Annotated in this window: 9 protein-coding genes; 2 read left to right on the top strand and 7 right to left on the bottom strand. The window is 60.8% G+C overall.

Features of this window, described 5'->3' with window-relative positions:
• Nucleotides 1-128: 128 nt before the first annotated feature.
• The 3 genes from ACNA1V_RS09535 to rpsO all read right to left on the bottom strand — a co-directional run bounded on the left by ACNA1V_RS09535 (nucleotide 129) and on the right by rpsO (nucleotide 3252).
• Nucleotides 129-440, bottom strand: a complete 312-nt coding sequence (locus ACNA1V_RS09535) for a Dabb family protein (protein ID WP_415833375.1) — start codon at nucleotides 438-440, stop codon at nucleotides 129-131.
• Between the two features lie 214 nt (nucleotides 441-654).
• Nucleotides 655-2796, bottom strand: a complete 2142-nt coding sequence (pnp, locus tag ACNA1V_RS09530) for a polyribonucleotide nucleotidyltransferase (RefSeq protein ID WP_415833373.1) — start codon at nucleotides 2794-2796, stop codon at nucleotides 655-657.
• 186 nt (nucleotides 2797-2982) lie between these two features.
• Nucleotides 2983-3252, bottom strand: a complete 270-nt coding sequence (rpsO, locus tag ACNA1V_RS09525) for a 30S ribosomal protein S15 (protein WP_068369963.1) — start codon at nucleotides 3250-3252, stop codon at nucleotides 2983-2985.
• 366 nt (nucleotides 3253-3618) lie between these two features.
• On the opposite strand from rpsO, the gene ACNA1V_RS09520 reads away from it, so the two are divergent.
• On the top strand, nucleotides 3619-4161 hold the full coding sequence (locus tag ACNA1V_RS09520) for a hypothetical protein (RefSeq protein WP_415833372.1): 543 nt from the start codon (nucleotides 3619-3621) through the stop codon (nucleotides 4159-4161).
• Nucleotides 4162-4454: 293 nt separating this feature from the next.
• Here ACNA1V_RS09520 and pssA read toward each other — a convergent pair whose 3' ends face one another.
• The 4 genes from pssA to ACNA1V_RS09500 all read right to left on the bottom strand — a co-directional run bounded on the left by pssA (nucleotide 4455) and on the right by ACNA1V_RS09500 (nucleotide 8968).
• Nucleotides 4455-5222 (bottom strand): CDP-diacylglycerol--serine O-phosphatidyltransferase, encoded by a 768-nt coding sequence (gene pssA / locus ACNA1V_RS09515; protein ID WP_415833371.1) that lies wholly within the window; start codon nucleotides 5220-5222, stop codon nucleotides 4455-4457.
• Between the two features lie 437 nt (nucleotides 5223-5659).
• Nucleotides 5660-6676 (bottom strand): ketol-acid reductoisomerase, encoded by a 1017-nt coding sequence (gene ilvC / locus ACNA1V_RS09510; protein WP_415833370.1) that lies wholly within the window; start codon nucleotides 6674-6676, stop codon nucleotides 5660-5662.
• Between the two features lie 77 nt (nucleotides 6677-6753).
• A complete protein-coding gene (ilvN, locus tag ACNA1V_RS09505) occupies nucleotides 6754-7245 on the bottom strand; it encodes an acetolactate synthase small subunit (protein WP_068370122.1) in 492 nt (163 codons plus the stop codon).
• A gap of 10 nt (nucleotides 7246-7255) precedes the next feature.
• On the bottom strand, nucleotides 7256-8968 hold the full coding sequence (locus tag ACNA1V_RS09500; RefSeq protein ID WP_415833369.1) for an acetolactate synthase 3 catalytic subunit: 1713 nt from the start codon (nucleotides 8966-8968) through the stop codon (nucleotides 7256-7258).
• A gap of 673 nt (nucleotides 8969-9641) precedes the next feature.
• Here ACNA1V_RS09500 and ACNA1V_RS09495 point away from each other — a divergent pair.
• Nucleotides 9642-11827, top strand: a 2186-nt coding sequence (locus ACNA1V_RS09495; RefSeq protein ID WP_415833368.1) for an FUSC family protein, incomplete at its 3' end; no start/stop codon positions are given.

The following is an 11827-nucleotide window of genomic DNA, read 5'->3' as shown; positions in this document are numbered from 1 at the left end:
ACGCCACGCCAGGTTCACGGCAAGGCACACATCCGAGCCTGCCCTCCCCCTGGCGGCACATTGCAAAAATCCGGCAGCCCGATCATACCGGCCTTGCGCTGCCAGAAACGCGACAGCACCCAGGCGCTCTACCCCCGGCCGAATGATGGCACATCGTCATCCAGGACCAGCACGCGTGCCAGCGCAGGGCCGGCAAATGCTTCCAGTGCAATATGTGCCGGATGGATTTTATAGTTTTCCAGGGCCTGGGCGTCCTGGAATGCCGAAATGACGGCATGGGAATAGCCTTGCGACAAGGCCGCCCGATTAGGCCCGAAATGATAGATCTCCCAGCCCTCGCACTCTTGCCTGATGCGCTGGCAGCAAGCTTCCATACCTTCCAGCCATGCAGCGTCCGGCGTTTCCTTGAAGGCCAGCAGCACGATATGCATGTACATCATTGTCTCCTTTATTGTTTGAATACTCCGCCAGCCCGGAACACCGCCGGCCCGTCGTCCACCGGTTGCATGCCAGCCGGTGCATGCCGTCAGAGGCATGATCATGACGTTTGATGCAAAAACCCCAGCGGCCGGATCTCTCCAGCCGCTGGGGCCTGACTACCCGCTGAGCACACCCGGCGCCCTGACAGCGGCACCGGAGCGTGGCAGGCAGTAATTACTGGGCAGCGCCCGGCGCAGCCGGACCACCTTGTTGCTCGATACCGCCGATGGCCTTCACCGACAGGCGCAGACGGCCCTTTTCGTCAGCTTCGATGACCTTCACGCGCACAACCTGGCCAACCTTCAGCACATCGTTGATATTGGCGATACGGTAGTTGGCGATTTCCGAGATATGCAGCAGGCCGTCACGACCCGGCAGCACCTGAACGATGGCACCGAAGTCCAGCAAGCGCAGCACGCTGCCTTCATAGACTTGACCCACTTCCACATCGGCGGTGATTTCCTCGATACGGCGCTGGGCTTCCTTCGCACGATCCAGGTCGGCGCTGGAAATGGTGATGCTGCCATCATCCGAGATGTCGATCTGCGTGCCGGTTTCTTCGGTCAGCGCACGGATGGTGGCGCCGCCCTTGCCGATCACGTCACGGATCTTCTCGGGGTTGATCTTGATCTGCAGCATGCGCGGCGCAAAGGTGGACAGCTCTTGGCGCGAACCGCCCAGGGCTTCCTTCATCTTGCCCAGGATGTGCAGGCGGCCTTCGCGGGCTTGAGCCAGCGCCACTTGCATGATTTCCTTGGTAATGCCCTGGATCTTGATGTCCATCTGCAGTGCGGTCACGCCGTTTTCGGTGCCCGCCACCTTGAAGTCCATGTCGCCCAGGTGATCTTCATCGCCCAGGATGTCCGTCAGCACGGCGAACTTGCCACCGTCCAGGATCAGGCCCATGGCCACACCGGCCACGTGATCCTTCACCGGCACGCCGGCGTCCATCATGGCCAGCGAACCGCCGCAAACCGACGCCATCGAAGAGGAACCGTTCGACTCGGTGATTTCCGACACCACACGGATGCTGTACTGGAAATCTTCGTGTGCGGGCAGCAGCGGCACCAGCGAACGCTTGGCCAGGCGGCCATGGCCGATTTCACGACGCTTGGGCACGCCCACACGGCCGGTTTCGCCGGTCGCGAACGGAGGCATGTTGTAGTGGAACATGAAGCGGTCGCGGTACTCGCCCATCAGGGCGTCGATGATCTGCTCGTCCTGCTTGGTGCCGAGCGTGGCCACCACCAGCGCCTGCGTTTCACCACGGGTGAAGAGCGCGCTGCCGTGCGCGCGGGGCAACACGCCCAAGCGGATGCTGATCGGGCGCACGGTACGCGTGTCGCGGCCGTCGATGCGCGGCTCGCCGCTCAGGATTTGCGAACGGACGATACGGGCTTCCAGATCGAACAGAATGTTTTCGACTTCGACCGTATCCGGGGCATCCGTGCCTGCCTGGGCAGCCTGTTCGGCCAGCTTGGCATGCACATCGGCATACACTTCGCGCAGTTGCGTCGTGCGTGCCTGCTTTTCGCGGATGGAGTACGCAGCCTTCAGGCCGCCATCAGCGACTGCCGACACAGCAGCGATCAGGGCTTCATTGCGCGGGGCAGCCTGCCAGTCCCACTCGGGCTTGCCGGCGTCTTCCACCAGATCGTGGATGGCATTGATGACAGCCTGCATTTGCTCGTGGCCATAGACCACGCCGCCGAGCATCACTTCTTCGCTCAGTTGCTGGGCTTCGGATTCCACCATCAGCACGGCATTTTCGGTACCGGCGACCACCAGATCCAGCGCCGAGGTCTTGAGCTGGCTGGCCGTGGGGTTCAGCACGTATGCGCCGTCGATGTAGCCAACGCGGGCCGCGCCGATCGGGCCGTTGAACGGAATGCCGGAAATAGCCAGCGCAGCGGAAGCGCCGATCATGGCGGCGATATCCGGGTCGATTTCAGGGTTGACCGAAACCGTGTGGATGATCACCTGGACTTCGTTGTAGAAGCCTTCCGGGAACAGCGGACGCAGCGGACGGTCGATCAGGCGGGAGGTCAGCGTTTCCTTTTCGGAGGGCTTGCCTTCACGCTTGAAGAAACCGCCGGGGATGCGGCCAGCCGCATAGGTTTTCTCGATGTAATCGACGGTCAGGGGGAAGAAGTCCTGGCCGGCCTTGGCCTTGCGTGCCGCGACAACAGTTGCCAGCACGACGGTGTCTTCGATGGATACCAGCACGGCACCGGAGGCCTGGCGGGCAATCTCACCCGTCTCCAGCACCACCGTATGCTGACCGTACTGGAACGACTTGGTCACTTTATTGAACATTGTCTATGAATCCTTGCTATGTAAAAAATGCCTTTGCCATCGGCCTTGTTGCCCGCTTGCTGCTCACCAGAGCAGCATGACAGCCTGACACCCGCCCGACAGTAAAAAAACCGTGGGCGATGCAGCACATACAGCGCTGCATCGCCCACGGTCGGCATCATGGGGAACCAGCCCCCTTGACTTCGATCACTTGCGCAGACCGAGCTTTTCGATCAGGGCGCGGTAAGCATCAGGGTTACGACCCTTCAGGTAGTCCAACAGCTTGCGGCGACGGCTGACCATGCGCAGCAGACCGCGACGCGAGTGGTGATCCTTGACGTGCTCCTTGAAGTGGCCCGTCAGCTCGTTGATGCGAGCCGTCAGCAGTGCCACTTGCACTTCGGGGGAACCCGTGTCGCCTTGGGCGCGTTGGAATTGCGAAACAATTTCGGACTTCTTGATATCTGCAACAGACATGATGTATTCCTCTCGGACATGCGCCAGAACCGAGGTGCCCTGGCGTGAGCTGAAAAAATGCGCACCCGCGTGTGTCATTCGACCAACTGCGTCATCCTGACCTGCTACGGCTGCGCCACACAATTCAATACGTTTTCCGTATAGCCGCTCATAATACCCCATATCTACCCAGGCTGTCGCGCGGTATCTGCGCCAGCTTGCAAAAAGGCATCCCGGCCACCCCCGATACATCCGTAGTGCGGCGCACGCGCCACGCTGACGCAAGCGAGCCGCAAACGAGGCACAATATCAGCGATATCTTTTTGTTTATCGTGACCCAACATCCTGCCGTACGCCTATCCTGCGCGTCTCGAACGAGTACCTGCCATGCAAACTGATCGTATCCGCTTTCGCCGCCTGACCCGCCTGAGCCTGCCATTGACGCTGGCAACCGTGCTGCTGGGCGCCTGTTCCACCCCGATGACCCTGCCTGCCGATGCCACCCTGAGCAGCGCAACCGCCACCCTGGGCGCGCCCAGCAGCGCATGCCCCCTGCCCGATGGCGGCGTGCGCGCCGTTTGGTCGCAGCAGCCGCAGGGGCAATATGCCTGGGCCATGGACTTCAATGCCGACGGCCACTTGCTGATGCGCCAGCCCGTGCTGACCGACGAATCTTTCGAGCGTTTGCGCACGGGAGTCTGGACGAAAGACGATGTAACCTGCGCATTCGGCCCCCCTGCCCGCACCGGCTGGGTGGGCATGCCGAATTTGCGGGAGCAGGTTTGGGGCTACCGCTATCGCGAAAATGGTGTCTGGAATTCGGTGATGTACGTATTTTTCGGCATGACGGGTGAAAAAGTCACCCGTTTCTTCCCAGGGCCGGATCCGCGGTTTGAAGATACCTCGCCCTGGAACTACTTTGACTTCTGAAGCGAGCCGGCACCTGGGCGGCAAGCAATGACCTTGCCGATGGCCTGGCTGGCTATTGGTCAGGCCATCTTGGTCGGGCCAACCTGGTCGGGCCAACCTGGTCAGGCCAACTGTGTGCCCACCTGCATGACCAGCCCCTCATCACAAGCCACCCCATGAAAAACACCCCAAAGGTTGGATTCGTATCCAACGTTTGGGGTGCAGTTCATTTCATCGGTAGGTTTCCATTTTCAGACTGATGCCCAGCTTTTTCCCGGCCTGAAACCAGGCAGCGCCACGCTCTGGAAATGGGTTCAGATCTCGCGCCGGCCAGAACTCAAGCGGCGCAAGCGCTGCCAGCGCCACAACCAGATCACCCAACCCGACAGGCCATAGAGAACGAAAAAGCCGAATAGCGCCACCGGTGGGTCGCTGGAGATAAAGACAAACCCGGCCACAAAGACCGAAATGACCCAGAAAGGCACGCTGCGGCCGATCATGACTGACTTGCCACTGTAGAACGGTGCGTCCGTCACCATCGTAATACCGGTGTAGAGCGTCAGGCCAAAACTGAACCAGGCCAGGCTTTCCGGCGCAATCGCCAATTTATTATCCACGACCAGCCAGATGAAACCGGCCACCAGTGCCGCCGCAGCCGGACTGGGCAAGCCCTGGAAAAAGCGCTTATCGACGACACCGATATTGGTATTGAAACGCGCCAATCGCAAGGCAGCGCCCGAAACATAGACAAACGCGGCCAGCCAGCCCCAGCGCCCCAGGTCATGCAGGGCCCATTCATACATCACCAGCGCCGGCGCAATGCCGAAGGACGTCATATCCGACAGCGAGTCATACTGCTCGCCAAACGAAGACTGGGTATTGGTCATCCGAGCCACGCGGCCATCCATGGCATCAAACACCATGGCGACGAAGATGGCGATGGCCGCCGCTTCGAAATGACCCCCCATGGCCTGAACGATGGCGTAGAAGCCCGCAAATAGATTGGCTGTCGTAAAGGCGTTGGGCAACAGGTAGATGCTGCGGTGTCGATGATCGGCATCACGAAAACGCAGGTTCGGCATAAGTCAGGATTTTCCGTTGGTTCAAATGGCAGCATCGGCCCGTAAGGCTTGATGCTGGCTGCGAGACGAATCGCAAAAGGTATCTGTGGGGCGCACCGGCAGGCATGGCTCTCATGCAGCGGCAAGCGCACATCAAGCCGGCACCCGGAGGGCGACAATACCATCCGCACCGGCAAGCGCGCCAGCAGTCATTTCTGATAAGCGCTTCTGTGCTGCGCAAGGTTTCCCGCTGCCCCACAGCGCGCGCTGCGCATGACGCCCGGCTTGCCGTCGCCGCAGACGAAGATTAACCGAATACCTGCCAACGTGGCGAGACATCGCAAACCGCGCGCCGGAAACAACAGGGGCGCAAACCGGGTGACCCGGCTTGCGCCCCGCTTCAGCACGCTTTACCCCACCCTGGACAGCAGGGCCGGGCAAGCAGTGGCCTGAATAACTTAGTTCTTCGACTGGTCAACCAGTTTGTTCTTGGCGATCCAAGGCATCATGGCGCGCAGCTTGGCACCCACCTCTTCGATTTGCGAATCAGCGATGATGCGGCGGCGAGCGGTCAGCGAAGCTGCGCCGGCAGCGTTTTCCAGGATGAAGCGCTTGGCGTAATCACCCGTCTGGATGTCCTTCAGCGCCTGACGCATGGCAACGCGCGAGCTTTCGTTGACAACCTTCGGGCCGGTCTCGTATTCGCCGAATTCGGCGTTGTTCGAGATCGAGTAGTTCATGTTGGCGATGCCGCCTTCATAGATCAGGTCAACGATCAGCTTCAGTTCGTGCAAGCACTCGAAATAAGCCATTTCTGGCGCGTAGCCAGCTTCCACCAGGGTTTCGAAGCCCATGCGGATCAGTTCCACGGTACCGCCGCACAGCACAGCCTGTTCACCGAACAGGTCGGTTTCGGTTTCTTCGCGGAAGTTGGTTTCGATGATACCGGCACGACCGCCGCCATTGGCGCTGGCGTAGGACAGAGCGATATCACGGGCGGAACCGGAATGATCCTGGTGCACGGCGATCAGGTGGGGCACGCCGCCACCCTGGGCATAGGTGCCACGCACCGTGTGGCCCGGAGCCTTCGGCGCCACCATGATGACGTCGATATCCTTGCGCGGCACGACCTGGCCATAATGGACGTTGAAGCCGTGGGCAAACGCCAGCGCAGCACCCGACTGGATGTTGTCGGCCACGGATTCCTTGTACACCTGGGCGATGTTTTCGTCCGGCAGCAGCATCATGACCACATCGGCAGCGCGCACGGCTTCAGCCACTTCCTTGACTTCCAGGCCGGCATTGACAGCCTTGTTCCAGGACGAGCCGCCTTTGCGCAGGCCGACCACGACTTTGACGCCGGAGTCATTCAGGTTTTGCGCATGGGCGTGGCCCTGCGAACCATAACCGATGATCGCAACAGTCTTGCCCTTGATGAGGGACAGATCAGCGTCCTTGTCGTAGAAAACTTTCATGTGTATCTCCTGAGGAATTCTTTGGATTGCAATTAATCAATTCGGAATACGCCCGGCCCCCTGGCCAGGCGCGGGGATCAGACTTTCAGCACCCGCTCGCCCCGGCCGATGCCGGAAACGCCGGTTCTGACCGTCTCGAGAATGGCACTGCGATCCAGCGCGTCGATGAACGCCTGGATTTTTTCCTGCACACCGGTCAGCTCGATGGTATAGCTCTTATCGGTGACGTCGATGATACGGCCGCGGAAGATGTCAGCCATGCGCTTGACCTCTTCACGCTCCTTGCCCACCGCGCGCACCTTGATCAGCATCAGCTCACGCTCGATGTGCGGACCTTCGTTGAGATCCACCACCTTGACGACGTCGATCAGGCGATTCAGATGCTTGGTGATCTGCTCGATCACGGCATCCGAGCCCGCCGTCACCAGCGTCAGGCGCGACAGTGTCGGATCTTCGGTAGGCGCTACCGTCAGCGTCTCGATGTTGTAGCCGCGGGCGGAAAACAGGCCGACCACGCGCGACAATGCGCCAGGCTCGTTTTCCATCAGGACGGAAATCACGTGTTTCATATCAGCCACCTCACAGATCCTCGGAACCCAGCAGCATTTCGGTCAGGCCCTTGCCGGCCTTGACCATAGGCCAGACGTTGGCGCCGCGATCCGTGATGAAGTCGAGGAACACCAGCCTGTCCTTCGCCGCGAAAGCCTCACGCAGTGCAGGACGGACATCCGCCGGCTTGTCGATACGCATGCCGATGTGGCCATAGGCTTCCACCAGCTTCACGAAATCCGGCAGCGAATCCATGTAGGACTCGGAATAGCGCGAACCGTAATCCAGTTCCTGCCATTGCCGCACCATGCCGAGGAAGCGGTTGTTCAGGCAGATGATCTTGGGGGTATAGCGATACTGCTTGCAGGTCGCCAGCTCCTGGATATTCATCTGAATGGAGCCTTCACCGGTAATGACCGCCACCTCCGCTCCCGGATGGGCTGCCTGCACACCCATGGCATAGGGCAAGCCCACCCCCATGGTGCCCAGGCCACCGGAATTGATCCAGCGGCGCGGCTCATTGAAGCGGTAGTACTGCGCCGCCCACATCTGGTGCTGGCCCACATCGGATGTCACGAAGGCATTGCCGCCGGTTTCTTCCCACAGCTGCTCCACCACATACTGCGGCCGGATCAGCTCATCGGAAAGCTCGTACTTCATGCACTGACGCGAACGCCAGCCTTCGATCTGCTGCCACCACTTGTCCAGCGAGGGACGGCGCGATGCCGGCGCCAGTTCCTTGAACTGGGCGATCATCTCCTGCAGCACATCCTTGACGTTGCCAACGATGGGAACATCCACCTTGACGCGTTTGGAAATCGACGACGGATCAATGTCGATATGGATGATCTTGCGGGTATTCTGCGCGAAATGCTTGGGATTGCCGATCACACGGTCATCGAAGCGGGCGCCGATCGAGATCAGCACATCGCTGTGCTGCATCGCCATATTGGCTTCGTAGGTACCGTGCATGCCAGGCATGCCCACGAACAGCCCTTCATTGGCCGGGAAGGCGCCCAGGCCCATCAAGGTGCTCGTCAGCGGCGCGCCAATCAGGCTGGCGAACTCGCGCAGCTCGGCACTGGCATCGGACAGGATGACGCCACCACCCGTATAAAGCATGGGGCGCTCAGCGGCCATCAGCATCTGCACGGCCTTCTTGATTTGCCCCTGATGCCCCTTCACCACGGGCGCATAGGAACGCATCTTGAGCTCACCCTTGATCGGCGCATAACGCGCACGGGCGATCGTGACGTCCTTCGGGATATCGACCAGCACGGGGCCAGGCCGGCCGGTGCGGGCGATATGGAATGCCTTGCGCATGACCTCGGCCAGGTCCTTGACGTCGCGCACCAGGAAGTTGTGCTTCACGCACGGACGGGTAATCCCGACCGAATCGCACTCCTGGAAAGCATCTTCGCCAATGGCCGTCGTCGGCACCTGGCCGCTGATGATCACCATCGGGATCGAGTCCATATAGGCGGTGGCAATGCCGGTCACGGCATTGGTCAGCCCGGGACCGCTGGTCACCAGACAGACGCCGACCTTATCGGACGAACGGGAATAGGCATCGGCAGCGTGAACCGCGGCCTGCTCATGCCTGACCAGGATATGCTGGAAAGCATCCTGTTTGAAGATTGCATCGTAGATATAGAGCACCGCCCCGCCGGGATAACCGAAAACGTGTTCCACGCCTTCGTCGGCAAGACAGCGCACAAGGATATCTGCGCCATTGAGTTCCATGAATATTCCTTTCTGTACCGGCTAAAACGTCCTCGATCGCTGCCCGCCCGGGTAACGGCGGCTAGCCGGATGCGCCCCCAGAAACAGACAAAACAATGTGGCGCTTTGCGATTCACGGAACCGCTCTACCCACCTGCCTTGCCGCCTGACAGCACAATCATCGACAACGTTTCGCACGCACCCCGGATGGGATGCTCTGGATCGAAACGGATGCCGCAACGCCTGCGCTTGTGACGCGGCCCGCGACGGTATAACGGCGCATTGGCCCGGGCGGATGACCCGGAGACTTTGACTGCCTCTGCCCCGCTCCTGATAGCAGAGCAAGGCAAGTTTTGGAATTTACCCGTTTGTAAAGGAACTGTCCATACGCCAATGAAACAGTGTTTCTTGTGCATCACACCATCGTATTTCAGCAAAGAAAAACATGCACTTGCGCCGGCTGAAAGATCCCCCTCCCGCGCCACGCGAACTCACGCAAACACGGTGTTTCGACCACCGCAGCGGCGCCGCCAGCCCTTATACTTCTCTTTGCAGGAAACAGGCCTGCGGGCCGGTTTCCCGCGGTCCCTATCCGCAGCCGCCACCGTCAATCCGACACCCTCTGCCACGTGGCTGCAGCCTGACGGCGACATCCCGCTCAGGCGTACGCTCCGGCCCACGCATCACCGACGCCATGGACATCCGCCTCGAATCGCTGAACAGGTTTCTTTACAGTCATTATTTCCTGCTCGGCCTGCGCCGCAGCATCGGCATGCTGACCCCCATGCTGATACTGGGGCTGCTGCTGGGCGACTTATCTGCCGGCATCGCTGCCACCTTCGGTGCCCTGGGCACGGCCATCATCGACCAGCCCGGACCGCACCGCCACCGCCGCAACGAAATGCTGACATGCTGCGCGCTCAGCACACTCGTGGTCGCCATCACCGGTCTGGCAAGCACCATCCCAGCGATACTCTGGCTCGCTGTCGTGGCACAGTGCTTCGTGTTCTCGATGTTTTCGGTCTATGGCAAAAAAGGCAACCTGATCAGCATGGGTTGCCTGCTGCTCATGAGCGTCACCATGCATGCGCCGCTCACCCCTGCGGAAATACCTGCCGCCCTGCTCTATACCGCAGGCGGAGGCTTGTTCTACACCGCATTCAGCCTGGGCATCAGCTACCTGCTGGCAGTCCGGGAAACCCGGCAATCGCTCTCTGTCGCCCTCTTCGCCACAGCCGACTACATCGCTGCGCGCTCCGCCTTCTATGATGTCAACCAGGATCTGGAAGAGTGCTACCGCACCCTGATCCGCCGGCAATCCGCGATGATCGAACAGCACCAGGACGCCCGCGACATCGTCCTGCGATCCCTGCCCGGTGAAGACAGCCACACCTCTGAACGTTCCATGCTCTGGAACATCTTCAGCGACATGATCGCCATCCTGGACACCATGCTGGCCACGCACACGGACTACATCCTGCTGCGGCGCAACCTGCGCGATGCCGACATCATGCTGTTCGCGCGCGACTGCCTGAACAAACTCTCGCACGACCTGGAGCGCATTGCCCTCGCCGTCTCGCAAGGCCGCCCGGCCATGGAGCGCACCAGCGTCAAGGCGGAACTGCGTGCCATCGACTATGAAATGGAGCAACTGCGCCAACAAGGCCTGCCGCAGCAGGACCCGGAACTCTACGGCGTCCTGCTGCAAGTACAGCGCCGCCTGCGTGGCGCCGCCCGCCTGGTGGAACGGCTTTACGCCCACACTCGCTCCGCCCGCAGCGCCCGGCCGGATGGCACCTTGCGCATCAACAAATCCCTGAGCCACTTCCTATCCCGCCAGGACTTCCGGCTCAGCATGCTCACCTCCAACCTCAGGCTGGACTCGCCCCACTGCCGCTACGCCATCCGTGTCGCCTGTGGCGCTGCCATCGCCATGACGCTGAGCTATTCCATTGAAGTCCTGCGGCCGCACGGCTACTGGATCGTACTCACCATCGTCGCCATCATGAAACCCGGCTTTGCGCTCACGCGCCAGCGCAATTCGCTGCGCCTGATCGGCACCTTGATAGGCTGCATCATCGCGCTTGCGCTATTCACCGTGCTTGACGCCCCGGCCTCGCTGATTGCCGCCATGTTCATTGCCAGCGTCCTGGGCAACAGCCTCATCCAGCTGAACTACATGGCCAGCTCCCTATTCATCACCATATACGTGCTGATCGTCTTTCACCTGGTATCGCCCAACTCGCTCTTCATGGTCAGCGAACGGGCGCTGGACACCTTTTTGGGCTGCATCATCGCCCTGATCTGCAGCTACATCCTGCCCTGGTGGGAACAGCGCTACATGGCGCCCATGGCGCGCGCCAGCCTCAAGGCCAACCGTGAATACCTGCGCACCGGCCTGCTCTATGTCGATGCGGCACGCACGGCTACCGCCGACCCCAACGACGAACATGACGCTGAACTGGAACAAGCCAAACTGGACTGGATGCTGGCCCGCAAAAACCTGCACACAGCGCTGGCCAACATGGCAGAAGCCTTCTACCGCATGACGCGGGAACCCCGTTCGCGGCAGGTGCTGGTACCGGAAGTCAACAACCTGGTGATCCAGAACCACATCCTGGCCTCGCAGATGGCCTCCATCATCGGCGCCCTGGCGGAACTGCCCGCCACGCCGCCGGCCATCCAGCAAGCGCTGGATCAGTTCTTCGGCTTGCTCGACCCCAACACTCCCGCCAGCGACATCGCCCTGCAACCGCCCGCCGCAGACACCGACACCGACGCCGCCAACCTGACCTTTCCCATGCGCCAGCTGCTCAAAGCAGGGCTATTGGCAAGACGGGAATTGGCGGCGCTGGAAGAACAGTCCGACTGCGCCCCCCC

The organism is Kerstersia similis, assembly GCF_965139615.1.
GTDB classification, from domain to species: Bacteria; Pseudomonadota; Gammaproteobacteria; order Burkholderiales; family Burkholderiaceae_B; genus Kerstersia; species Kerstersia similis.
Note: the sequence above shows the minus strand (reverse complement) of the source record. Positions and strands in the feature narration are given on the sequence as shown.